Annotated in this window: 21 protein-coding genes; 11 read left to right on the top strand and 10 right to left on the bottom strand. The window is 58.3% G+C overall.

The genetic code is table 11. From position 1 onward, the window contains the following. Nucleotides 1–105: 105 nt before the first annotated feature. A complete protein-coding gene (locus DHN55_RS17295; protein WP_108882781.1) occupies nt 106–834 on the top strand; it encodes an outer membrane beta-barrel protein in 729 nt (242 codons plus the stop codon). 203 nt (nt 835–1,037) lie between these two features. Here the strand turns inward: DHN55_RS17295 and DHN55_RS17300 are convergent, their stop codons facing one another. From DHN55_RS17300 to DHN55_RS17325, 6 genes are all read right to left on the bottom strand, one after another. Next, the gene (locus DHN55_RS17300; protein WP_108882782.1) at nt 1,038–2,306 is read right to left on the bottom strand and encodes a peptidoglycan DD-metalloendopeptidase family protein; all 1,269 of its coding nucleotides are present in this window, start codon (nt 2,304–2,306) and stop codon (nt 1,038–1,040) included. Nucleotides 2,307–2,442: 136 nt separating this feature from the next. Further along, nucleotides 2,443–3,087 (bottom strand): protein-L-isoaspartate(D-aspartate) O-methyltransferase, encoded by a 645-nt coding sequence (locus tag DHN55_RS17305; protein ID WP_108882783.1) that lies wholly within the window; start codon nt 3,085–3,087, stop codon nt 2,443–2,445. Nucleotides 3,088–3,102: 15 nt separating this feature from the next. Beyond that, nucleotides 3,103–3,885 carry a 5'/3'-nucleotidase SurE gene (gene surE / locus DHN55_RS17310; RefSeq protein WP_108882784.1) on the bottom strand — a complete coding sequence of 261 codons (783 nt, stop codon included), beginning with the start codon at nt 3,883–3,885 and terminating at the stop codon, nt 3,103–3,105. Further along, nucleotides 3,885–5,165, bottom strand: coding sequence for a serine--tRNA ligase (serS, locus tag DHN55_RS17315; RefSeq protein WP_108882785.1), 1,281 nt, complete (start codon nt 5,163–5,165; stop codon nt 3,885–3,887). The genes surE and serS overlap by 1 nt, the downstream gene beginning before the upstream one ends. Nucleotides 5,166–5,398: 233 nt before the next feature. Continuing rightward, entirely contained in the window at nt 5,399–6,967 is a 1,569-nt protein-coding gene (locus DHN55_RS17320) for an alkaline phosphatase family protein (RefSeq protein ID WP_108882786.1), read from the bottom strand. 149 nt (nt 6,968–7,116) lie between these two features. After that, nucleotides 7,117–8,052: a DMT family transporter gene (locus DHN55_RS17325; RefSeq protein ID WP_337660460.1), complete on the bottom strand. Its 936-nt coding sequence runs from the start codon at nt 8,050–8,052 to the stop codon at nt 7,117–7,119. Between the two features lie 241 nt (nt 8,053–8,293). Here DHN55_RS17325 and DHN55_RS17330 point away from each other — a divergent pair, with 241 nt between their 5' ends. The 10 genes from DHN55_RS17330 (at nt 8,294) to DHN55_RS17375 (ending at nt 20,649) form a co-directional block, all read left to right on the top strand. After that, nucleotides 8,294–9,832, top strand: a complete 1,539-nt coding sequence (locus tag DHN55_RS17330) for an ABC transporter substrate-binding protein (RefSeq protein ID WP_108882788.1) — start codon at nt 8,294–8,296, stop codon at nt 9,830–9,832. Nucleotides 9,833–9,947: 115 nt separating this feature from the next. Continuing rightward, nucleotides 9,948–10,865: an ABC transporter permease subunit gene (locus DHN55_RS17335; protein WP_108882789.1), complete on the top strand. Its 918-nt coding sequence runs from the start codon at nt 9,948–9,950 to the stop codon at nt 10,863–10,865. Nucleotide 10,866: 1 nt separating this feature from the next. Next, a complete protein-coding gene (locus DHN55_RS17340; RefSeq protein ID WP_108882790.1) occupies nt 10,867–11,778 on the top strand; it encodes an ABC transporter permease subunit in 912 nt (303 codons plus the stop codon). Then, a complete protein-coding gene (locus tag DHN55_RS17345) occupies nt 11,778–12,809 on the top strand; it encodes an oligopeptide/dipeptide ABC transporter ATP-binding protein (protein ID WP_108882791.1) in 1,032 nt (343 codons plus the stop codon). The genes DHN55_RS17340 and DHN55_RS17345 overlap by 1 nt, the downstream gene beginning before the upstream one ends. After that, the gene (locus DHN55_RS17350; RefSeq protein WP_108882792.1) at nt 12,806–13,789 is read left to right on the top strand and encodes an oligopeptide/dipeptide ABC transporter ATP-binding protein; all 984 of its coding nucleotides are present in this window, start codon (nt 12,806–12,808) and stop codon (nt 13,787–13,789) included. Before DHN55_RS17345 ends, DHN55_RS17350 begins: the two co-directional genes overlap by 4 nt. After that, nucleotides 13,786–15,207: a M20/M25/M40 family metallo-hydrolase gene (locus DHN55_RS17355; RefSeq protein WP_108882793.1), complete on the top strand. Its 1,422-nt coding sequence runs from the start codon at nt 13,786–13,788 to the stop codon at nt 15,205–15,207. Before DHN55_RS17350 ends, DHN55_RS17355 begins: the two co-directional genes overlap by 4 nt. A gap of 26 nt (nt 15,208–15,233) precedes the next feature. Further along, nucleotides 15,234–16,667 carry an amidase family protein gene (locus DHN55_RS17360; protein WP_108882794.1) on the top strand — a complete coding sequence of 478 codons (1,434 nt, stop codon included), beginning with the start codon at nt 15,234–15,236 and terminating at the stop codon, nt 16,665–16,667. A gap of 16 nt (nt 16,668–16,683) precedes the next feature. Continuing rightward, on the top strand, nt 16,684–18,294 hold the full coding sequence (gene ggt, locus DHN55_RS17365) for a gamma-glutamyltransferase (protein ID WP_108882795.1): 1,611 nt from the start codon (nt 16,684–16,686) through the stop codon (nt 18,292–18,294). A gap of 18 nt (nt 18,295–18,312) precedes the next feature. Further along, nucleotides 18,313–19,488, top strand: a complete 1,176-nt coding sequence (locus DHN55_RS17370; protein WP_108882796.1) for a M20/M25/M40 family metallo-hydrolase — start codon at nt 18,313–18,315, stop codon at nt 19,486–19,488. Between the two features lie 18 nt (nt 19,489–19,506). Then, on the top strand, nt 19,507–20,649 hold the full coding sequence (locus DHN55_RS17375; RefSeq protein WP_108882797.1) for a M20/M25/M40 family metallo-hydrolase: 1,143 nt from the start codon (nt 19,507–19,509) through the stop codon (nt 20,647–20,649). Between the two features lie 214 nt (nt 20,650–20,863). On the opposite strand, the gene tatC is transcribed toward DHN55_RS17375, so the two are convergent. From tatC to DHN55_RS17395, 4 genes are all read right to left on the bottom strand, one after another. Beyond that, entirely contained in the window at nt 20,864–21,667 is an 804-nt protein-coding gene (gene tatC, locus DHN55_RS17380) for a twin-arginine translocase subunit TatC (RefSeq protein WP_108882798.1), read from the bottom strand. Further along, nucleotides 21,664–22,095 carry a Sec-independent protein translocase protein TatB gene (gene tatB, locus DHN55_RS17385; RefSeq protein WP_108882799.1) on the bottom strand — a complete coding sequence of 144 codons (432 nt, stop codon included), beginning with the start codon at nt 22,093–22,095 and terminating at the stop codon, nt 21,664–21,666. Before tatB ends, tatC begins: the two co-directional genes overlap by 4 nt. Before the next feature lie 95 nt (nt 22,096–22,190). Next, the gene (locus tag DHN55_RS17390) at nt 22,191–22,424 is read right to left on the bottom strand and encodes a twin-arginine translocase TatA/TatE family subunit (protein ID WP_108882800.1); all 234 of its coding nucleotides are present in this window, start codon (nt 22,422–22,424) and stop codon (nt 22,191–22,193) included. Between the two features lie 131 nt (nt 22,425–22,555). Next, on the bottom strand, nt 22,556–23,674 hold the full coding sequence (locus DHN55_RS17395) for an ATP-binding cassette domain-containing protein (protein WP_108882801.1): 1,119 nt from the start codon (nt 23,672–23,674) through the stop codon (nt 22,556–22,558). Nucleotides 23,675–23,715 lie beyond the last annotated feature (41 nt).

Consider the following 23,715-nt stretch of genomic DNA (forward strand, 5'->3'; position numbering starts at 1 on the left):
GAAACCTAGACATACGTGTTGACTAGCTACCAACTACATGCAAGGGGTGAATCAAGGCGAATCGAAGAATTGGCCAATAGAATTAGTAAGTTAGTGGGATGCGTAATGAAAAAGTACCTTTTAGCGGCGGCGGCATGCGTGTCGTCAATAGCAATCGGACTGGCCTCTGCGTCTGCGGACGAGCTGCCGCAATGGAACGGTTTGTACGGCGGCGTTAATGTCGGCATCGGCCACAGTGGTTCTGACTCGGCCACCGGTACCGCCCGAATTTTCGGTCGGGATTTATCAGTTACCAGGAGTTTTGATCTGGACACCGGCCTGATTGGCGGTGCCCAACTTGGTTACAATCTTCAGCATGACCGGTTTGTTTTCGGGCTCGAGGCCGATTTCAACGGCGCCGATCTGTCTACTGAACCCGGCTCGCTAATCAGCTTCGGCCCGCTTCAGCTGGGTACATTCACCAGCGACGTGAACTGGTTTGGTACCGCACGCGCACGCGCCGGTATCCTGCTCGATGACGATTTTCTGTTTTATGCCACCGGTGGCCTGGCATACGGAGAGGTATCCAATTCTTTCGGAGTGTCCTTCAGAGGAAGAGGCAGCAGTGTTTCAAACACCGATATACGTCTCGGTTGGACAGCCGGAGCAGGCGTGGAGACCATGCTCAGGTCAAACATGAAGCTCAAACTTGAATATCTCTATGTTGACCTTGGATCAGATACCGTCTTCGAGGGTAGACTGTTTGTTCCGGTTTCCGGTGAGTCCGATGTCAGTTTCCATGCGGCCCGTGTCGGTCTGAATATCGATTTTGACACGCCCCTGTTTGGCCAGTAACGCCGGGTTCGAGCTCGCGAAATCAAAACAGGCCCGGTCTCATCAGAGACCGGGCCTGCTTTCGTCCGGGAACTGTCCAGTTTGCAGGGTTCCTGCAGTTCCTCGATCAGTATGATTTTTGAATGAAACAATCAAAAATCATGAAACTGATCGTTTCCAAAGTGCTAGATCAACTTTATGGATTCTGTTGAACCCATGTCGATCTAGTTAGACGCCGTCCGCGACGACAGGTATTTCATCGGGTCAACCGCGGTTGCACCCTGGCGCACTTCAAAGTGTACCTGCGGGGTCTTTACCGATCCGGTCTTGCCGGCGCGGGCAATCACGTCACCGCGGCGAACCGCGTCACCGCGCTTCACCATCAGTTCACTGTTGTGGGCATATGCGGTCACCCAGCCATTCTGGTGACGTACCAGAACCAGTTCGCCATAGCCTTTCAGCTCGTTGCCGGCATAGGCAACGACACCGGCCTCAGCGGCACGAACCCCGGTTCCTTCCGGAACTGCAATATTGATACCCTCATTGCGGGTGTTGTTCGGCTTGGAACCAAACTTTGAGATCACCCGTCCACGGACAGGCCAGCGGAAGCCACTGCCATTGTCAGCCCGTGGGATCTGCGTCTCCTGCCTCAGGACAGGAGCCGGCTGGCGGGTAACCGGCTGGGTCTGATCCAGGTAATCCGGTGTTCTCGCGGCAAGTCTCTGCTGCGGCAGGCGAGCCGGTGCTGCATCCGCGACCGGAGACTGAATGCCGCCACCTGGAATGCGCACACGCTGACCGATGCTGAGACCGCTGTTCATGCTCAGACCGTTGTGGGCGGCGATCCTGTGCGGGCGCATTTCATAGGCACGGCCCAGCGAATAGAGCGTTTCGCCACGGCGGACGACATGTACGCCGTTGCTCTGCGATCCGGACTGCACCTGTGCACGTGGTGCCGGCGCGTTGGCAAATGCCACTGTCGGGCGCGGCGAAACCGGATTACTGGTTCCCGGCACACTCAGGCGCTGACCAACAGCAAGTGTGTAAGGCGCACGAATATTGTTGGCACGCGCAAGCTGGCTGACACTCAGGCCATTGGCGCGGGCCAGCGAATACATGGTCTGGCCGGGACGCACGGTAACCGTGCCATTGCTGGCAGGCGCATAGCTTGGCGCAGGTGCAGCAGCCGGTGCACGATAGCTCGGCGCAGGTGCACGGGCCTGCTGACGATAGCTCGTCGCAGGTGGTGTGTAACCGGCTGAAGGAGACGGTGCGTTCTGCCATGACGGACGCGCATTGGCGACACGGTCACCGGACAATGGTGATGTCTCAACCCTGTCAACGGCGGCAGACTTGGTCTCTTTCTTGGAAACGGAATTTGTGGCGATGCTCGGATAGTCGGCAAAGCGATCAGAAGATGCGGAACAACCTGCCAGAAGGGCGGCTGTAGCCGTCGCGGCGAAAACGCGTGAAATTTTGGAAGTCGTACTCATACCCTTACCCCAAACACAGAACTTACAAACTGGACTGGAGCCGATAGTGAATGGTTTAGGTTAAGGAGGAGTTTATCAGTTAAAAAACCACTGCGCTTTTTGCGTAAAGTTTTCAGATTTCGCAGAAAACAGCGGGCTACATACCTCTCGCAATGCCTTCAACAAGCGGCACAAAGCGCACAGGCATTAAGCTTTCACGGGTAAAATCTTCTTCCGTACGGGTAATACGCAGGATTTCCTGCCTGCCGGGAGACACTTCGACCGGCACAACGAGAATTCCACCCACAGCCAGCTGTTCGATCAGCTGGCGCGGCAGTTGCGGCGCGGCCGCGGTCACGATGATGCGCTCAAACGGCGCCTGCTTGGGCCACCCCTTGTTCCCGTCACCCAGCAGGGTTGTTATATTGGCTTGCCTCAGCTCCGCAAAGCGCCGTTCAGCAGACTTGAGCAATGTCCGGTATCGTTCGATGGTGTAAATCCGGCGGCACAGCTGGGCCAGGATAACGGTCTGATATCCACTGCCGGTGCCGATCTCCAGCACTTTCATGCGTTCACCGACTTTCAGCTTCTCGGTCATGAAAGCCACAATGAACGGTTGCGACAGCGTCTGTCCGCATTCAATCGGAAGCGCCTGGTCGGCGTAAGCCAGGTCCTGGAAGGTATCCGGCACGAAAACTTCCCGCGGCACGGTTTCGATTGCCTCAAGTACCCTGGTATCGCGAATGCCACGGGACCTGAGTCCCATGATGAGTTCAATCTTCTGTTGGTCGGTCGCCGTCATGATGCATGTCGTGCCCTAAGTCTGGCCGTTTTGCAATTGCGCCAACAGATCAAGCTGCGTCAGGTTGGCATGCAGCGGCGTCACCGACACAAAGCCGTTATACACGGCATGAATATCAGTGCCTTCAGGCGGGTTTGATTGCTGGCGCTTGAAACCGATCCAGAAATAGTCGCGGCCACGCGCATCGGTTCGCTGATCCAGCATCAGGAGATTCTGATCACGCTGGCCCTGCCGGGTAAATTGAACGCCCTTTACATCACCGGCATCGCAGTCGGGAAAATTGACATTCAGCAACACGCCCGGCTCTGGCCTGGTCTGCACAAGATCTTTCACGATCTGTGCACCGAGACTGCGCCCGGTGTCCCAGGGCACGTTGCGTCCCGCAATACCGTAGGTCTGGCTGAGGGCCATTGACCTGATACCCAGCGCAGTTCCTTCCATCGCCGCAGCGATAGTGCCGGAATAGGTCACATCATCAGCTATGTTCTGGCCGCGATTGACCCCGGAGAGGATCAGGTCCGGCACATCCGGCATGATGTGGCGCACCCCCATCAGCACGCTGTCGGCCGGCGTTCCCTCGACGGCAAACCGGCGCGGGCCAAGCTCGCGCATGCGCAAGGGGTGCGACAGCGAAATGGATCGCCCTGCCCCGGACTGTTCACGCTCCGGTGCCACCACCCAGACATCATCGCTGAGGTCAGCCGCGATTGCTTCCAGCACTTCAAGACCAGGCGCATTTATGCCGTCATCATTGGCCAGCAGGATACGGTACGGTTCGCCGTTCGCGCGGGTCAACATCAAGCTGCACCAATGGTGTCGATACCACCCATGTAAGGCTTGAGCGCCTCAGGTATGGTGATGGTGCCGTCTGCCTGCTGGTAATTCTCCATCACCGCAATCAGCGTGCGCCCGACGGCCAGGCCTGATCCGTTCAGGGTATGAACGAAACGGGTACCCTTGCCGGTCTCCTCGCGCACCCGCGCATTCATGCGCCTCGCCTGGAAGTCACCACACACCGAGCAGCTGGAAATCTCGCGATAGGCATCCTGACCGGGCAGCCAGACTTCGATATCATAGGTCATCTGTGCGCCAAAACCCATGTCGCCGGCGCACAGCGCCATAACCCGGTAGGGAAGACCGAGACGCTTCAATACCTCTTCGGCACACCCGGTCATACGGTTCAGCTCATCGCGCGACGTTTCCGGCGCCGTGACGGATACCATCTCGACCTTCCAGAACTGATGCTGCCGGATCATGCCTCGGGTGTCGCGGCCGGCAGCGCCGGCTTCCGCCCTGAAACACGGTGTCAGCGCCGTGACCCGGATCGGCAGTTCATCAGTTTCAAGAATGCGTTCCCTGACCATATTTGTCAGCGGCACTTCCGATGTCGGGATAAGCCAGCGTTCGTCTGTGGTGTGAAACAGGTCATCAGCGAATTTCGGCAACTGGCCGGTGCCGAACAATGCCTCGTCACGCACCAGCAATGGCGGGTTCACCTCAGTGTAGCCATGTTCGGTGGTCTGCATGTCCAGCATGAACTGGCCGATGGCCCGCTCCAGCCGGGCCAGGCCGCCCTTCAACACGGTGAACCGGGCACCCGACATTTTTGCTGCCGTTTCAAAGTCCATAAGGCCGAGTGCTTCGCCAATCTCGAAATGCTGCCTGGCCTCGAAGTTCAGTGGCCTGGCTTCACCGACCCGGCGCACCTCGACATTGTCCGCCTCGTCCTTGCCGGCGGGCACCTCTTCCAGCGGCAGGTTCGGCAGTGTACTCAGAATTGCATTCAGCTCGTCATCAATGCGGCGTTCTTCTTCCTCGCCCGTTTGAATGATGCCCTTCAGGTCACCGACTTCGGCCTTGAGGGCTTCTGCTTTTTCGGTATCGCCTGCCCCCATGGCCTGACCGATTTCCTTGGATGCGGAATTGCGCCGTGACTGGGCATCCTGCAATTTCTGCAAGTGAGTGCGGCGCGCCTCGTCAAGCTCTATCAGGCGTGCCGCGTGGGGCTCGGCGCCCCGCAAGGCAAGGCCGGCATCAAATGCGTCGGCATTTTCACGAATCCAGCGAATATCGAACATCGGTTTTTATCTGCAAAAAGGGGTGAATCAATCATGCGCAATCATATCCATCCGCATAAACCGACTGTATAGGCGGCATCACCTGCAAGGTAAAGAACAAGCCGTGCCATTGCGTGATCGTACCGCGTTACATCCGGGCAATGAGAACATGTCGGGTTGCTGAATTTACCTGAGCACCCGCCGATCCGTGTGATTGCGGCACAATGCCAGGCGACCATTTCAATCCATATTGATCAGTTGCTCGGGATTGGGCGTCCGATCATTGAGGCAACCGCATTCGGCTGATTTACCATTTCCGCCAGCGTCGGCATGATGTCATTCACACTCGTGCTGCCTTTCGTCCCGGCACTCCACCGCTCTCCCGCCAGCCATGCAAATCCGCCCTCAATCCGGTGGCCACCTGGCCGGCGCCACGGAACCGGTCCAACCTGGCCCAGTTCAGGATGAATCAGGCCTGTCGGGTTTCCGGCCCAGGTGATCTCCATATCCGCCTCGGAAGCATCAAGCTTCAGCGGGTCGCCCTGATAAAACGTGACGTCCCGGACAATGGGTTCATTTGTTGCGAGATTGCGGCACTCGTTCAGCAGTTTATGTACGTCCTGCAGCTTTGCGTGATAATCAGCGACGCTGACGGTTCCGCGTGCTTCCCGACCAGCCAGGTTGACCCGTGCGCGGGCATTGTAAAATCCGGGGACCGCAAAAACGTCCATTACCGGCCAGAATGCCTGGTAACGCGAACATGGCATCCATTCAATTTCCTGGTAGTCGCGGTCACGATCATAATCGAAGTCCGGCAATTCGATGCCGACCGGAGCTTCAAACTCCCAAAGCGGCGGCACTGCAGCCTCAAGCGCAAAATGCCAGCTGAATTCGCGATCAGCCATGGCCTGCCTGTCATTGCCTACATTCCAGACATCACCACGCATATAGGACCTGCCAAACCGATGCCGGTAAAGCAGTTCGGGAAACAGCGCCATTGCAGCAACATCAGCGTCGTTTGTTCCCATCCCATGCATGGAAAACACTACGATATCGGCATCAGGAAACTGCGTCACAAATTCCCCCACCAGCTTATCGATCTCCCGGTAAATGGCATATAGCCCCTGCCGTCCTGCCACGGCACTGGCACGATCCTTCAGCGGATGATCCGGATCGATCCCATGCCAGGCCATTTCGATACCAGAGTGGGCCTCGCTGACCGTCACGATTGCCAGATCCCAGTCCGGTATCCGCTCACTCAGAACCCAGCTTGCACTTTTCCGCCGGCATGCCACAGCCTCCGCGAGCAATGTACAGGCCTTGGTTGTTTCAGCCTCATCGGGCCAGACGAAACCGTAAATGTAGTCCGTTGCGGGATAAGGGCCAAATCGTTCCGTAATTTCGTCATGCAAACCGGAGGGGTTTGAGAACTTGGCCACGCCCGGATCATGCGCGCCCCAATTGGTCAGGCCTTTGAGATCGCTGGCCAGTTGCAGGTCACAATATGGAACATCGAACACAACTGTCTTCGCACCGGTCAGCTTGCGCAAAACGGGTTTTGCGTTGGTCGCGCGCTGGCGTACCCGGTAGTGGTTTGTATCCAGATCGACGGCCGAGAATCGTCGAAGCTCCTTCGGGGTCTTGCCTGTGCTGAAATGTTCCCAGCTCAGGCCCGTATACATCGACGGACCATTCTCCAGGTCATACCGTGCGCATCGCTGCCGCAATGCCGCAAAGTTTGGCATTTGCCCTTCGGACATCAGCCGTTCTGCCAGGGAAAGTTCAAAGCCGTCGAGGCCAATTGCAAGAGTTCGATTTGTCATAAAGACCTCTAACACAGCATTTCATGCGGGTGAAAGACCAACGGATTGCGAGTAAACAGAATTGCGATATGTCGTACAAGGATGAAAAGTGTGAAACAGCGCACAACCTCCACAGCCGGAAAGACCAATCGGTCTGATAGCACCGGGTTTCATGAGCGCGGCGGGGCAACAACCGCGCCAGCAGCCGTTTCATGCTTCAGCTTCGCTTCGCGGCGGGCAATATAAACCGTAGACACGAAAATGACCCCCGCGCCGATCCAGGTCCAGATGTCGATCAGTTCGCCCAGCGCAAGATAGCCGAACAGCACCGCAAAGGGCAGTCGGGCGAAATCAAAACCAATGACGATGGACGCCTCGGTCGCGGCAAACGCCCGAACCAGGGTTACGTGTCCCAGTGTCGCAATGAGGCCCATCACAAACAACAGCAACCATTGCTGCGTTGTCAGACCATCCCACACAAACACCGCGGCGACGCTGGTCATCGGAACCAGCAGCGCGGTCGAGATAAAGACAATCTTGTCAGGATCATCCCTTGCTGTCATGTGCTTGAGGATGATCGTTGTTGTCCCCATGGCAAAAGCAGAAACAACGGCCAGCAACGCCCCTGCGCCGAGGCTTTCAAAACCGGGCCGCAGAATGATCAGCACCCCGGCGAACCCGGCCAGGGTTGCAATCCAGCGTCTGACCCTGACCACCTCGCTGAGGAACAGCGCCGCACCGATCGTTGCAAAGATCGGTGTCAGGAAGCTGATCGCAGTGACTTCACCGACCGGCAGCAGCGCAAGGGCCGAAAACCATGTGGTCATGGCAATTGTCGCGCTGATCACACGCCAGATGTAGATTTTCGGCTGGGCAGTGCGGAACAACTCGGTCCCGCGGAAGGCAAGCAGCGGCAGCATGGTTACAAATGCAAACAATACCCGCAGGAAGACCACCTGGAATGGATGCACGCCCACGCTGGTCAGGTAGCGGCCAAGCGCTGCCACTCCGGCAAGCAGCGCACAGGAAACAAGCATCCAGACAGCGCCGGCAACAGGATCATTGCGGATGCCGGGCACCGCCGTTGTCGTCTGTGGATCAGACAAGCCAGTAAACTTTCGCGATAGACGCCGAGGGGCGCGGCAGGAACCGGGTCGCCAGCATTGCTTTAATCAAATTTCCATGCAAGCGCGGATTACCAGCATTCTGACAGATGAAGGCAGTCTCAAATTTTCCACCCTGTGGGCTTGCACTGACTGGGTGAACGTTGGACACTATTTCATTCACGGCTTGAGAATGAGGGCTCAGGACAACGTCAACCTAGTGAAAAGTGGACCAGGAGTACCTATGAAATTACCTAAATTGATGTTTGCCCTAGGGGTTGCAGCACTATCACTCGCCGTCACCCAAAGCGCACAAGCAGGCAAGTCCGACGACACTCTCAACTGGGCCTCAAGCCGCGAAGTAGCTGTTGTTGATCCTTACTACAACAACACCCGCATGCTGGTCATCATGGGACAGATGGGCTGGGACGGCCTGGTGTTTCGCGACATCGAGAGCGGTGAATTCAAGCCGTTGCTGGCCAAGAGCTGGAAATGGAATGGCGACAAGGCCATCGAATTCGAGCTTCGTGACGATGTGAAATTCCACGACGGCACCGATTTCGATGCCGACGACGTGGTCTATACGCTCAACCATGTGTCCAACAAGGACAATGGCGTCCTGACCTATCGCAATGTCAGCTGGATCGAGAATGCCGAAAAGCTGGGACCGCACTCGGTGCGTATCAATCTGAAGAAGCCGTTCCCGCCCGCCTTTGCCTATCTCGCCAACGCGGTCAACATGATGCCGTCGGGCCATTATGACAATGTGCCCAAGAAAGCTGACGGCAATCTGGATTATGCTGCTGCAAAACCGGTCGGAACCGGCCCGTACAAGGTGGCCGAAGTCAAAGCCGGCGAATATGTCCTGATGGAAAAGAACGACGCCTATTTCTCTGACAGTCCGAAAGGCACGCCGCAGATCGGCAAGATCAGGTTCCGTACAATCAAGGAAATGAACACCGCCATCGCCGAACTGCTCACCGGCGGCCTTGACTGGATCTGGGATGTGCCGAAGGAGCAGGCTGAACGCATGGCCGACAGTCCGGCGGTTACCGTTGAGAACGCCAAGACATTCCGGGTGTCCTACCTGGCCTTCGATGTTCTCGGCCAGTCCGGCCAGGAGTTCTTCAAGGACAAACGCGTGCGCCAGGCATTCTCTCACGCCATCAACCGTGAATCGATCACAAAGAACCTGGTCGGCCCCGCATCGGTTGTCATTCCATCCGCCTGCCACCCGGACCAGTTCGGCTGCGCCCAGGATGTGCCGACCTATAATTATGACCCGGAAAAAGCGAAGGCCCTTTTGAAGGACGCCGGTCTTGAGAACGGTTTCGAATTCGACCTGTACGCCTACCGTGAGAGGGAATTTACCGAAGCGGTTATCGGCGACCTTGCCAAGGTCGGCATCAAGGCCAAGCTGAACTTCATGCAGTATCGTGCCCTGCGTGACGTGGTGCGCAAGGGCAACACGCCGGTCAATCACATGACCTGGGGCTCATACTCGATCCCTGACGTGTCGGCGATTGTCAGTAACTTCTTCACCCATGGCCCGGACGATCTCACCAAGGACGACAAGGTGAAGGAATATTTGGGCATTGCCGACAACTCGATCGATCCGGCCGAACGCACCGAGAACTACAAGAAGGCGTTCACCCGGATTGCCGAAGAAGCCTACTGGGTGCCGATGTTCACCTACGCCAAGTACTATGCATGGTCGAAGGATCTGGATTTCTCGCCGACACCTGACGAGATCCCGCGCTTTTACACCACCAAGTGGAAGTGATCCGTACGGTTTGAACGTGTAGTCTGAACGAACTTATGCCCGGTCTGCGTTCCGGAGGTCTCGGTGAGGCCGTCCGTAATGACAAAGGCAGACCGGGTAAACCTTCAAGGTACAGATGCTCTATTACACATTGAAGCGGCTCGGTGTGGCGGTTCTGGTTGCCATTACAGTGTCCGTGTTGTCCTTTTCGATGATTTACCTGTCCGGTGACCCGGCAGTGGCGCTGGCCGGCGAAGGGGCCAGCAATGAAGACATTGAGAATGTGCGCCGGGTCTACGGCTTCGACCGGCCGATCATCTTGCAGTACGGCAGTTGGCTGGTGCAGGCCCTGCAGGGCAATCTCGGCCATTCCAATTATCTCAAGGCGCCGGTCGCGAGCGTGATTTTCGAACGCCTGCCGACGACCATGCTGCTGGGCGCCTGTTCACTGGCCTTTGCCCTGCTGCTCGCCATCCCGCTGGGCGTGGTTGCCGCCATCAGGCCCAACAGCATAATTGACCGCATCGCGCTCAGCGTCGCCGTTGTCGGCCAGGCCATGCCGAGTTTCTGGTTTGCCCTGACCCTGATCCTGTGGTTCGGCATAACCTGGAGACTGCTGCCCATTACCGGTACGGCAAGTTGGAAGAACTTCATCATGCCGTCGATGGCGCTCGGTTATTATCTCACGCCGGCCGTGATGCGGCTGACCCGCGCCGGCATGCTGGAAGTGTTGTCATCCGATTACATCCGCACCGCCCGCGCCAAGGGACTGCGCCCCATGACGGTGTTGTTCAAGCATGCCCTGCGCAATGCCATCATCCCGGTCGTGTCACTGGCTGCGGTGCAATTCGGCTTCATGCTCGGCGGTTCCATCGTCATAGAGACCATCTTCGCCATCAACGGGCTCGGCTATCTGGCATGGGAATCCATTCAGCGCGCCGACCTGCCGATGATGCAGGCCATCGTTCTGGTTTTGAGCATCTTCTACATTCTGCTGACTTTCCTGGCGGACATGCTGAACGCCTTCCTCGACCCTCGAATCCGGGTGGCGTGACATGACGACAGACACAACCGGACATCCCGCTGCAACAGAAAACCAGGAGCCGTCTCCCGGCGCCATGATGCGCAAGCGCGTCTTCACCCACTGGGGCTTCATGATCGGCGCAATTGTGTTGATTGCCATCTTCCTGATGGCTCTTCTGGCACCCTATATCTCTCCCGGCGATCCGTTTGACCAGGTCCTGTCGCGCAAGCTGATCCCGCCGGTGTGGAGCGACAGTGCCAAGGCGACATGGGAGCATCCGCTCGGCACCGATCATCTCGGTCGCGATTACATGACACGGCTGTTTTACGGTGCCCGCATTTCGCTGCTCATCGGCTTCGGCGCCATGCTGATCTCCGGCATAATCGGTACGACGCTTGGCGTCCTGGCCGGCTATTACGGCGGCCGTGTCGACATGGTGGTCAATTTCATCATCACAACCCGCCTGTCCATGCCGGTGGTGCTGGTCGCCCTGGCCGTGGTCAGCATCGTCGGCTCGTCCCTGACGGTGGTGATATGGGTACTGGGCCTGCTGATCTGGGACCGGTTTGCCGTGGTCATGCGAAGTGCGACACAACAGGTGCGCGCCCTTGATTTCGTCACATCCGCTCAGGCGCTTGGCTGCTCGACACCGCGCATTCTGCTCACCGAGGTGATGCCCAACATCACCAACCATCTGATCGTGATCGCGACACTGGAAATGGCGCACGCGATTTTGCTGGAAGCAGCCCTGTCCTTCCTCGGACTTGGCGTGCAACCACCGGAGCCCAGTTGGGGCCTGATGATTTCAGAAGCCAAGGGCATGATCTTCTTTGATCCGTGGCTGATCACCATTCCGGGTCTGGCGCTGTTTGCACTGGTACTGTCTATCAACCTGCTGGGAGACGGCATCCGCGATGTAACCGCTCCGGAGAACCGCAACTGATGCATGCAAAATCTCACAGCAAACGGGTTCTCGAAGTCGAAAGCCTCAATGTCGAGATACCGGTTCCCTCCGGCATGCTGCGTCCGGTGCAGGATGTCTCCCTGCATGTGGATCGTGGCGAAACACTGTGCGTGGTGGGTGAATCGGGCTGCGGCAAGTCGCTGACCTCGCTGGCGATCATGGACCTGTTGCCGGGAAAGGCGAAGCGCACCTGTGATGAGATGCGGTTGTCAGGCGACAATGTGTTCCACATTGGCGAGCGTGCCATGTCGGACATCCGCGGTGATCGCATGAGCATGATTTTCCAGGAGCCGATGACATCGCTCAATCCGGCATACACCATCGGCAACCAATTGTCTGAAGCACTGCAGCGCCATCGCAATGTATCCAACACGGCGGCGCGCGAGCGCGCCATCTACCTGCTGGAAAAAGTCGGCATTACCGCAGCAGAAGGTCGTCTCGGCCAGTATCCGCACCAGCTGTCCGGCGGGCTGCGACAGCGCGTGATGATTGCCATGGCGCTCATGTGCGGCCCGGACCTGATTATCGCAGACGAGCCGACGACGGCTCTGGATGTCACCATCCAGGCGCAAATCCTGCATCTGCTGAGCGACCTTCAGCGCGAATTCCAGATGGGCATGATCCTGATCACCCACGATCTTGGCGTGGTGGCCCGCATCGCCGACCGGGTCGCGGTCATGTATGCCGGTCAGGTGGTCGAGACGGGAACAGCAGATCAGATATTCAATGCCCCGCAGCACCCCTATACGCGCGGCCTGCTGGATTGCATTCCAATTCCCGGAAAGACCAAACGCGGCGCACGCCTCGGGGCCATTCCGGGCATCGTGCCGTCGCTGGTAGGCCATATGCAGGGCTGCCACTTTGCCGGCCGCTGTCCTGAAGTTCATGACGCTTGCAGGACCGGCAGCATTGACCTGTTGTCGACAGATCAACCGGGCCATGTCTGCCGCTGCCTGCTGACCCAGGGGTCCGGCACAGTGGCACCGGCACACAAAGAGGCCACCCCATGAGCGATATAGTGCTGGAAGCCAAGGACGTCACCCGCACCTTCATGATCTCCGGCGGGTTCATGAAACCCAAGCGGCCGCTGCACGCGGTCAACGGAATTGATTTACGCATCCGTCAGGGCGAGGTACTGGCCCTCGTCGGTGAATCCGGCTGCGGCAAGACCACGCTCGCCAAAATGCTGCTGGGTCTGCTGCCGCCGACATCCGGTTCGCTGGAACTTGACGGAAACCCGATCGATACAATGGACAGATTGCGTATTGCGCAAACCGTGCAGCCGATTTTCCAGGACCCCTACTCGTCTCTCAATCCACGCAAGTCGATTGGCAGCATCATCACGCTGCCGCTCAAGGTACAGGGTGACAAGGACCCCGGCACCTGGCGCAAACGAGCTGACGAAATCATGGAACTCGTCGGCCTGCCGCGGCGTGTCTACAACAACTATCCCAGCCAGCTGTCGGGCGGTCAGCGCCAGCGCGTGGCCATTGCCCGTGCCCTCATCAACCGGCCGCGTATCGTTATCTGTGATGAACCGACATCGGCGCTGGACGTGTCGGTGCAGTCGCAGATCCTCAATCTGCTGCAGGACTTGAGAGAAGAGCTTGGCCTGACTTACCTGATGATCAGCCATAATCTTGCGGTTGTCGAGCACATGGCGACGCGGGTCGCGGTCATGTATCTCGGTCGTATCGTTGAGGAAGAAGATGCCGACACGTTGTTCCGCACGCCGAAACATCCTTACTCAAAGGCGCTGCTGGAGTCCGTACTGACGCCCGACCCAAGCCTCGGCGTCCCGGACACGCACCTGGGAGCAGCCTATCCAAACCCGCTCGACATGCCGTCGGGTTGCCGTTTCCATCCGCGCTGCATCAAGGCCATGCCGCATTGCGCAACGATAGCGCCGCGGAAAGTCGCATTCGGCGACGGTCACGTCGAATGTCACCTCTATGACGAAAACGAAGGAAAGGGAAAGCTGGCATCATGAGCCAAACCGGCAGTCGCGAAGGCGCGATAGATCGCATCAGACACTATATCGACGGCGGCAGTTTCGAAGCCGAACTGGCGACCCGCGTCGCGCATCGCACTGAAAGCCAGAAACTCCCCGGAAGCCTGCCGCAGCTTCATGAGTATCTCGACGCGGAGATGACGCCTGCATTTGAAGCCATGGGGTTCACCATCAAGCGCTATGACAACCCGGTTGCGGGACAGGCACCGGCGCTTCTTGCAACCCGGATTGAGGACCCGTCACTGCCGACCGTTTTGGGATACGGGCACGGCGATGTCATTCGCGGGCTTGATGATCAATGGACCAGGGGCGACGGGCCCTGGGTCACTGCCCGCGACGGGGACAAGCTTTATGGCCGCGGCACCGCCGACAACAAGGCCCAGCACACCATCAACATGGCCGCAATGCGCGCCATATTGGATGAACGCGGACAGCTTGGCTTCAATGCAAAGTTCCTGATCGAAATGGGCGAAGAAGCCGGATCAAAGGGATTGTCCGAACTGGTCAACGCCAACAAGCAGGATTTTTCAGCCGACGTGTTCATCGCATCTGACGGGCCGCGCGTGACACCTGACCGCCCGACGCTGTCTCTGGGATGCCGGGGTGCTGTGAACCTGGACCTTGTCTGCGATCTCAGGGAAGGAGGGCATCATTCCGGCAACTGGGGCGGGCTGCTCGCCAACCCCGGTATCATTCTCGCCCATGCCATCGCGTCCATTGTCGGTCCGAAGGGTGAACTTCTTGTAGATGGCCTGAAGCCGCCGGCCATGACCGAAGCCGTACGCGACGTTCTGGATGATATCGAGATTGACGGCGGCGACAGCGGACCCGGCATCGACACGTGGTGGGGAGAACCGGGCCTGACACCGCCACAGCGTGTCTATGCCGCCAATGTATTCAACGTACTTGCCTATTCCACCGGAACACCGGGGCGTCCGGTCAACGCCATTCCGCCCAGGGCGTCGGCCAACTGCCAGCTCCGCTTTGTGGCGGGCACCGAGGTGGACAACATTATCCCGGTGCTCCAGGCCCACCTCGACAGGGCCGGTTTCGAAATCGTGAAAGTGACGCCGCCGCCTGCCGCCAATGATGGTATGTTCAAGGCGACCCGGACAGAACCGGATCACCCGTGGGCCGTATTTGTGCGGAATTCGCTGCAGCGTTCCACCAATTCGAAGCCCGCCATTATCCCGTCCATGGGCGGCTCCATCTGCAACGACATATTCACCGACGATCTCGGCCTGCCCGCAATCTGGCTTCCGCACTCCTACACATCGTGCTCACAGCATGCACCCGATGAACATGTGCTGATGTCGGTGTGCCGGTCTGCCCTGGACGTGATGACGGGGCTCTACTGGGATATCGGATCGGGCGATGTCCCGCCGCGCGCAACCTGAAGTCTAACCACAAGGACCTGAACCACTTGACCGAACCCTGTGATCTCAGCGCCGTCGAAGCGCGCCGCCTGATCGGCATCAAGGCTCTTTCACCTGTTGAACTTCTAGACTCCTGTCTTGAACGCATCACGAAATCCAATGGTACTCTCAACGCGGTCGTGGCAATGGATGAAACCGAAGCCAGGGCAAATGCAAAGGCTGCCGAAAAGGCAGTGGCAGATGGCGATGATCTGGGGCTGCTGCATGGATTGCCGGTCGGCATCAAGGATCTGAACGCCACCCGGAACCTGCGCACCACCTGGGGCTCGCTGATCTACAAGGACCATGTCCCGACTGACGACGATCACATGGTCGCCAATGTCCGGGCGGCCGGTGCCAACGTATTCTCGAAAACCAACACGCCGGAATTCGGTGCGGGCGCCAATACCACCAACCGGGTGTACGGCCCCACTGGTAACCCGTTTGACCCTGACAAGACATGTGCCGGCTCCTCCGGGGGGTCCGCTGCGGCCCTGGCCGCGGGTATGATGCCCCTTGCGACAGGTTCGGATTATGGCGGCAGCCTGCGCACCCCGGCGGCGTTCTGCGGCATTACCGGTTATCGCCCCTCGCCCGGCGTTGTTCCTGCAGTGGGGCGCCCTATTTCCCTGAACCCGTTCTCAGTTGTCGGTCCGATGGGACGCACCGTTGCCGATACGCACCTCCTGTTACTGGCACAACAAGACACCAACCTGCGCGACCCGTTCTCCAGCATGGACGACATGGATGTGCCGGCCACTCTTGCCGGAGCCGACCTGTCGAACATCAGCGTTGCAATTTCCGCCGACCTGGGCTGTGCACCTGTCGACAAGGACATTGCAGCAACATTTCAGCAACGCGTCGGCAAGTTCAGCCATGTATTCCGCGACGCGCACAACCGAAACCCCAGGATGCACGATGTCCACGAGGCCTTCGAAATCACCCGTGGGGTGAATTTCGTCGGTGCCCACGGCGACAGGCTGGAACACCATCGTGACCTTCTGGACCGCAATGTGATCGACAACACCGAGCGCGGGCTGAAATACAGCCTTGGCGATGTCGCGTGGGCGCATACGGTTCAGACCCAGATCTACAATGATTTCATTGACTTATTCGAGGAAGTGGACATCCTTATCTGCCCGACGGCCTCTGTATCGCCGTTTCCCCATTCGCAATTGTTCGTTGAAGAGATCAACGGCGACAAAATGCCGACCTATATGAGGTGGCTTGCACTGAGTTATGCGCTGACCATGGCCCTGCCGGCAGCCTGCGCGCTGCCATGCGGCGTGGATCATCTCGGCATGCCGTTCGGCATCCAGGTTGTCGGCCCCAACGGATCCGACGCACTGGTTCTGGAAGTGGCTCACAGCCTCGAACATCTTCTGGCGGCTGATCCGGAAACGGCACGCCCCATCCCGGATATCGCAAAGCTCAACCTTTGACATTGGATCCTCTGATATGAAGCACGGCATCATCACCGCCCCGCAGCCCGAAGCCGTCGAGGCCGGCGCCGATGTGCTGGCCAGCGGCGGAAATGCCGTAGACGCGGCAATCGCCACCGCGCTTGTCCAGACCGCCGTCGATCCGCAGATGTGTGGTATCGCCGGATTTGGTTCCATGCACATCTACATGCCGGAGACACAAACCCATCAGGTCCTTGACTTCCATGGCCGCGCGCCGTCGGCGGCCACACCAGACATGTGGGAACACCTCGTTCTCGGCGAAGCCGAAGACGGTTTCGGCTTCATTCTCAAGGGCCGCGAAAACGAGTGCGGTTATGGCGCCATTACCACGCCGATGTCGCTGAAGGCCTACGATACCGCACTCGCCAGATTTGGCACCATGTCATTGGGCGACCTTATGGAGCCCGCCATCGACTATGCGGAAAACGGGTTTCTGGTGCGCCCGCACGTACATGAGTTCTGGCACAATCCGCCGATCGCCGGGCGCATGGGGTATGTGGAACTGATGACGAAGTTCCCGGCCACGCGCGCCATCTATACCGACAATACCGGCACCCTGCACGGGATCGGCCACAAACTGGTCAACAGGGATCTGGCCAACACCTACCGCCGCATCCAGAAACACGGCCCTGATGATTTCTACACCGGGTCAATCTCACGTGAGATTGTCGCTGACATGAAAACCAATGGTGGCATGATCTCGGCCCAAGACCTTGCAGACGTTTCTGTTACCCCCAATGCGCCCTTGTGGGGCAGCTATCGCGGCCACCGAATTGCCACCAACCCGCCACCGGGTGGTGGTGCCATGATACTGGAAATGTTGAATATTCTGGAGAAATTCGACCTCGCGGCCATGGGTCACAACTCCCCCGCCTATATCGCCACCGTCTCCGAAGCCATGAAGATCGCCACCATCGACAAGGACCGTCACCTGGGCGACCCGAATTTCATGGACATTCCGCTGGATCACCTGACATCGAAGACATATGCAGCAGACAGGGCTGACGAAGTCAGGCGCGGCATCAAGGCGACCGTGCCGCGGATGAATGCCGGTGACAGGGAGTCCAAGGACACCACCCACATCAGCGTTGCGGATGCTCACGGCAACTGTGTCGCGCTTACCCATTCGCTTGGCATGCCGTCAGGTGTCGTCACCGACGGACTTGGTTTCATGTACAATGGCTGCATGGCGGTGTTTGACCCGCGCCCCGGCAATCCGGGCTCAATCGTGCCCGGCAAGGCCCGGTTTTCGGCCATGTGCCCGACCATCATCTTCAAGGACGACAAGCCGGTCCTGGTCATCGGCGCGCCCGGCGGCACCTACATCACCATGGGTGTCCTGCAGGCCATCCTGAATGTGATCGACTTTGGCATGACCGCCCAGGAAGCCGTTGCCGCGCCGCGCTTCTGCACCACGTCCGACGTTATCGACATCACCAACCGCATCCTCAGAAGCACGCAGCGTGACCTGGAAGCAATGGGATATGAGGTGCGCCGAAATGCCCGAAGCTACAATTTCGCCGGTGTACATGCCGTTCGCAATGACGGCGGTAACTGGGATGGTGGAGCAGATCCGGCACGTGACGGAATGGCGTTAAAAATCTGAACAAAAGGAGAGCCGGCAATGGCCGTTGCAACAAGAGCTGAAACCGAAATTGCAAAATGGCTGGCGGACCATGAAGCCGACATGATTTCCCTGCTCGAGGCGCTGGTTAATACCGACAGCGGCAGCTACTACAAGCAGGGCGTCGATGCGGCAGGTATACTGATAAAAGAGTTTCTCGAAGCCCGGGGCATTGCTTGCGACACCATCCCCATTGAAACCCATGGCGATGCGGTCCGCGCCACCGTGTCCGGCACAGCCAATGGCGGCAACCGGCCCATCGTGCTGATGGGACATCGCGACACCGTGTTTCCACGCGGTGAGCCTGAGCGGCGCCCGTTTACCATCCGGGATGGCCGCGCGTATGGCCCCGGTGTTGCCGACATGAAGGCCGGCCTGGTCATGAATGCCTTTGTGCTGGCCGCATTCGCTGACCTGGGCGGTGCACCCGTCCCGCTGGTCGGGCTGTTCACCGGCGATGAAGAGATCGGCTCTCCCTCATCTGCGCCGGTGATTGCACGCGAAACCACCAATGCCCTTGCCGTATTCAATTCTGAACCCGGCCGGGTCAGCGGCAATGTGGTGACGGGGCGCAAGGGCGGCATCTTTTTCAGGTGCACTATCAAGGGCAAGGCTGCTCATTCCGGAGCGAACTTCGCCGACGGTGTCAGCGCCATCGGCGAGCTGGCACACAAGATCAATGCCTGGCATGGCTTCACCGACATCGACCGCGGCATCACCGTAAACGTCGGCCTCATTTCCGGCGGGCAATCCGTCAACACGGTAGCACCTGTAGCTGCCTGTGATATCGACACACGCTTCATCAGGCTGGCCGACAGGGACTGGCTTGTCGAGGCAATCACGGAGATCGCAGACCGCAGCTTTGTATCCGGCACCACCGCCACCATGGAAATCATGGGCGAATTCAAACCATTGGAGCAATCACCTGAATCTGCCGACATATTCGACCTTTATACACAGGCCGGCCGTGACAGCGGGCTTACCATTGCCGGAGAGTTCTCCGGCGGTTGCGCGGACTCTGGTATTGCCGCATCGGTTGGCACGCCCACCATTTGCGGCGTTGGCCCTGTCGGTGCCCATGTCCACAGCCCGGACGAATACATGGAACTCAGCTCTTTCGTACCCCGGGCGCAAACGTTGGCCCGCAGCATTCTTCGCATGCACACCCCGGGCTGAAGCAGGAGACCCGCACCAATGACATTGCCGGAGACCGCATTTGACGCTGACACAATCATGCAGGGCATAGTGAAATGGGCAAAGGTTGAAAGCCCGACCCATCATGTCGAAGGCGTCAATCAGATGATGGACCTTGCAGCCCAGGACATGCATGAACTCGGTGGCGACGTTGAACGCCTTCCCGGCATTGATGGTTTCGGCGATGTGGTGGTGGCGCGCTTCCCCTCACCCGAGAAATCAGAGCAGCCGGGCATTCTGATCCTTGGACACCTGGATACGGTGCATGAGGTCGGAACACTGGCAGACAAGCTTCCAATCCGTCGCGACGGTGACAAATTGTTCGGGCCCGGCGTGCTCGACATGAAAGGTGGCAACCGGTTGGCCATCGAGGCCTTCGGGGCATTGCGGAACGCAGGTCTGCAACCTCACTTGCCGGTCACATTCATGTTTATACCAGATGAGGAAGTCGGCAGTCCGTCATCGCGACGGCGCATTGAAGCGGAGGCTCTCAAGCACGAATATGTGCTGGTCCCCGAACCATTGCGTCCCTGGGGTGATGTCGTCACCGGCCGCCACGCGGTTCAGCGCTTCTGGGTGCGGGCTCACGGGCAACCTGCACATGCAGGCCTTTCCAAAGCGCAGGGACGCAGCGCCATCGCAAAAATGGCAGAGATCATCAGCCGTATCGAAGCGATGAACGATTACGACAAGCAGACAACCTATGCAGTTGGCACCGTACATGGCGGGGTTTTCGTCAACGTCGTGACAACACTCTGTGAAGCGCAGGTCCTTTGCGTTGCCCCGAATGATGAACTGCTTGCAGAAATCCAGTCCAACATGGCCGCACTTGCCGGTGAGGAAGATGGCGTGCGCATCGAGGTCGAGGCCGGACTGTTGCGCCCGGTTGCGAAACCTCACGACAAAACCATGGCCTTGTACAATCATGCCCGCAAGCTTGCCGCCGCCATGGGCGTCGAGTTGGGGCATTGCCAGTCGGGCGGCGGCAGCGACGGTAATTTCACCGGTGCGCTCGGTATCGCAACCCTGGACGGGCTGGGTGTTGGCGGGGCCAATGCACACACTTTCAATGAACACCTTCTGATCCCGACACTGGTGCCGCAATGCCGCCTGATTGCCGGGCTTCTGCAGACGTTAAAGTAAACGCCGGACAACCGAGGGGAGTTGTCCGGCGTGACGGCAGGAGAAAGCCCGGTGGTATAAACCGGGGCCCTGCCGATTGCTGATAAGTTTTCCAATGTGAAGGCAGATTTCGCGGCTTCAGCAAAAATTCCTGCAGAAAAAGCTTGTCGGGCGCAACACCGGCAATACCGCAGCCGGACGACAGCTGCAGGTCGGCGATAACTGTCAAATCAACTCAGTCTTCGTCTTCAGCCTCACGCGCTGCTTCTGCTGCATCGCGTTTCTTCTCAACCAGACGAACCGTCCAGATTGACGCTTCGTAGAGCAGCAAAAGCGGAATACCCAGGCCCAGCTGGGAGAACGGATCCGGCGGGGTCAGCACGGCTGCGGCCACGAACACACCGACGACAGCGTATTTGCGCTTTTCCTTCAGCCCCTGCGACGTGATGATGCCGACCCGGCCAAGCAGCGTCAGGATAACCGGCATCTGGAAACAGATGCCGAACGCCAGGATCAGCGTCATGGTCAGGCTGAGATACTCAGACACCTTGGGCAGAAGTTCAATGACCGCCCGCCCGTCCGCACCGGTCTGCTGGAAGCTGATGAAAAACCGCATGGCGATCGGCATGACCATGAAGAACACCAGCGATGCCCCGGCCACGAACAGAACCGGCGTTGCATAGAGATACGGTTTGAATGCGTTGCGCTCATTCTTGTACAGGCCAGGCGCCACAAACATGTAGATCTGGGTGGCAATCAGCGGAAACGCCAGGAACAGTCCGCCGAACATGCCGATCTTCAACTGGGTAAAGAAGAACTCCTGCGGCGCGGTGAAAATCAGCTTCAGTTCCTGGTTTTCACCGACGGCCCACTGGTATGGGATCAGCAGGAAATCAAAAATCTTGTCGGCAAAGTAGAAGCAGACGACAAACATGAGCGCAAAGCCGATGACCGAGCGGATCAACCTGGTCCGAAGTTCGGCCAGGTGCTCGATAAGCGGCGCGCTGGAAGCTTCGATGTCGTCGTCAGTCGCGCTCATGCAGTTGTACCCTTGGCAGCCGCAGTTTTCTTGGCGGTTGCGGTTTTCTTGGCCGCCGCTTTCCCGGACGCAGGTTTTTTGGCTGCTGCAGCCTTTTTGGCCGGCTTGGCTGCTGGTTCGGATGTTGTCTTGGGTGCTTCTTTTTCCGGTGGCGACGATACCTTGCCAGGCTCACGAGCGACATCGCTGAGCGTTTCGTTCATGTCGAAATTGGTTGCCTTGGAGATGTCTTTTTTCAGGTCGTCAAGACCGCTGTCTTTGGCGGCGTCCTCGATGTGTCCCTGAAACTCCCGGGCCATGGCCCGTACCTTGGTCATCACCTGTCCAACAGTGCGCAGCACTTTCGGCAGATCGCGCGGGCCGATGACAATCAGTGCGACGACCGCAATGAGCATCAGTTCCGTACTGCCTATGCCGAAATCGAACATGTGAACTTGTGTTCCCGAACGCTGAGGAAAGACCCTGTCAAGACTGAGCCGGCAGACCGCCTTCAATCAGCAGGCTGCAAGGATACCAGGACAAATCAGCTCTTGGCTTTGTCCTTGGCCTTTTCGGTCATCTCTTCTGCTTCCAGCTCAATAGTCTTGGCTGTGTCAGCGACCGTTTCCTTGGTCTCATCAACTTCTTCGGCGATGCCTTTTTTGAAACTCTTGATGCCCTTGGCGACGTCACCCATAAGCTCGGAAATCTTGCCGCGGCCAAACAGGATGACCAAAAGCAGAACGATAATAATAATTTGCCATGGTCCGATAGACATTTAAATTCTCCCTATACACAAAGGCCCCACCCGGACCTCTCGTAATTCGCGCGCACTATTGCAGAAAGCCCTATGGGTCGCAACACGAGATAGCGGCAACAAGCATAGAGCGGTTAATATGTGAAATGGTGTCAGCCACCCAAATTGTCAAACACAAGTACATGATCGTGATCTAGGCGGAAACGGGCCGTCTCGCCCAGCTTCGGGCATCCGGTTGTCGCCACCCTGGCGTAGACCACCTCATTCAATCCTTCAAACATCAGTGAAAGCTCCACCTTATCGCCCAGAAAACGCTGATCGGTTACTTGCGCGGCAATCGAGCCTGCATCGTCGTCACCGGTTCGCACAAACGCCTGCGGCCGGATCATGACAAGTGCCGGGCCGCCCTCCTCACCAACATCGGTCTTGAACCTGCCAAGCGGTGTATCCGCCGCACCATCGACAATACGCACCCGCAACTCGTTCACGTCCGAAAAGAACCGGGCCGCTTCGGCGTCCGCCGGCTGGCGATACAATTCATCAGGCGTGCCGATCTGCACCACGCGCCCGGCGCGCATCAACACAATACGGTCCGCCATGCCCATGGCCTCTTCAGGATCATGGGTCACCAGGATGGAACTGGCGCGGGTTTCTTTCAGTATAGCCAGGGTTTCATGACGCACATGTTCCCTGAGACGCTGGTCCAACCCTGAAAACGGTTCATCCATCAGCAATACGGCCGGGCGCGGTACAATCGCCCGGGCCAGTGCGACGCGCTGCTGCTCACCGCCGGACAACTCATGCGGATAGGATTTTTCCAGATGATCCAGCCCGACCCGCAACAAGGCTGAACGCGCAGCGTTGGTGGCGCTTTCCTTGTCCACCCCCTTCAACCCGAACGTCACATTGCCCATCACGGTGAGATGCGGAAACAGCGCATAGTCCTGAAACATCAGGCCAACCGAACGCTTTTCCGGCGGGACGAACCTTGCATCTGAAGCCACTTCGGCGCTGTCGAGCAGAATACGCCCGGAATCCGGGCGTTCCACGCCGGCCGCCAGCCGCATCAAGGTGGACTTGCCGCACCCCGATGGTCCCAGCAGGCAAACGATCTCGCCCTGCTTCAATTCAAACGATACATTGCGGACGGCTTCAGTCTCGCCATACGCGAGAGACACGTCATCAAAAGTGACGCTGGAGGCAAACGCCGCCGCTGCCGTGCCGCGCGGTCCCCAGCGGCCCCTGGTGGTTCTGTGAAGTACTTCTGTCATTGCGGATGGTGATTACACCAACACGTCGCAACTATCCAGCA

Source organism: Anderseniella sp. Alg231-50, assembly GCF_900149695.1.
Lineage (GTDB): Bacteria > Pseudomonadota > Alphaproteobacteria > Rhizobiales > Aestuariivirgaceae > Anderseniella.

Excerpts from the sequence above, each read along its gene's own strand:
- DHN55_RS17295 (WP_108882781.1), top strand. The coding sequence starts at position 106 with ATGAAAAAGTACCTTTTAGCGGCGGCGGCATGCGTGTCGTCAATAGCA.
- DHN55_RS17300 (WP_108882782.1), bottom strand. The coding sequence starts at position 2,306 with ATGAGTACGACTTCCAAAATTTCACGCGTTTTCGCCGCGACGGCTACA.
- DHN55_RS17305 (WP_108882783.1), bottom strand. The coding sequence starts at position 3,087 with ATGACGGCGACCGACCAACAGAAGATTGAACTCATCATGGGACTCAGG.
- surE (WP_108882784.1), bottom strand. The coding sequence starts at position 3,885 with ATGTTGACCCGCGCGAACGGCGAACCGTACCGTATCCTGCTGGCCAAT.
- serS (WP_108882785.1), bottom strand. The coding sequence starts at position 5,165 with ATGTTCGATATTCGCTGGATTCGTGAAAATGCCGACGCATTTGATGCC.
- DHN55_RS17320 (WP_108882786.1), bottom strand. The coding sequence starts at position 6,967 with ATGACAAATCGAACTCTTGCAATTGGCCTCGACGGCTTTGAACTTTCC.
- DHN55_RS17330 (WP_108882788.1), top strand. The coding sequence starts at position 8,294 with ATGAAATTACCTAAATTGATGTTTGCCCTAGGGGTTGCAGCACTATCA.
- DHN55_RS17335 (WP_108882789.1), top strand. The coding sequence starts at position 9,948 with ATGCTCTATTACACATTGAAGCGGCTCGGTGTGGCGGTTCTGGTTGCC.
- DHN55_RS17340 (WP_108882790.1), top strand. The coding sequence starts at position 10,867 with ATGACGACAGACACAACCGGACATCCCGCTGCAACAGAAAACCAGGAG.
- DHN55_RS17345 (WP_108882791.1), top strand. The coding sequence starts at position 11,778 with ATGCATGCAAAATCTCACAGCAAACGGGTTCTCGAAGTCGAAAGCCTC.
- DHN55_RS17350 (WP_108882792.1), top strand. The coding sequence starts at position 12,806 with ATGAGCGATATAGTGCTGGAAGCCAAGGACGTCACCCGCACCTTCATG.
- DHN55_RS17355 (WP_108882793.1), top strand. The coding sequence starts at position 13,786 with ATGAGCCAAACCGGCAGTCGCGAAGGCGCGATAGATCGCATCAGACAC.
- ggt (WP_108882795.1), top strand. The coding sequence starts at position 16,684 with ATGAAGCACGGCATCATCACCGCCCCGCAGCCCGAAGCCGTCGAGGCC.
- DHN55_RS17370 (WP_108882796.1), top strand. The coding sequence starts at position 18,313 with ATGGCCGTTGCAACAAGAGCTGAAACCGAAATTGCAAAATGGCTGGCG.
- DHN55_RS17375 (WP_108882797.1), top strand. The coding sequence starts at position 19,507 with ATGACATTGCCGGAGACCGCATTTGACGCTGACACAATCATGCAGGGC.
- tatC (WP_108882798.1), bottom strand. The coding sequence starts at position 21,667 with ATGAGCGCGACTGACGACGACATCGAAGCTTCCAGCGCGCCGCTTATC.
- tatB (WP_108882799.1), bottom strand. The coding sequence starts at position 22,095 with ATGTTCGATTTCGGCATAGGCAGTACGGAACTGATGCTCATTGCGGTC.
- DHN55_RS17390 (WP_108882800.1), bottom strand. The coding sequence starts at position 22,424 with ATGTCTATCGGACCATGGCAAATTATTATTATCGTTCTGCTTTTGGTC.
- DHN55_RS17395 (WP_108882801.1), bottom strand. The coding sequence starts at position 23,674 with ATGACAGAAGTACTTCACAGAACCACCAGGGGCCGCTGGGGACCGCGC.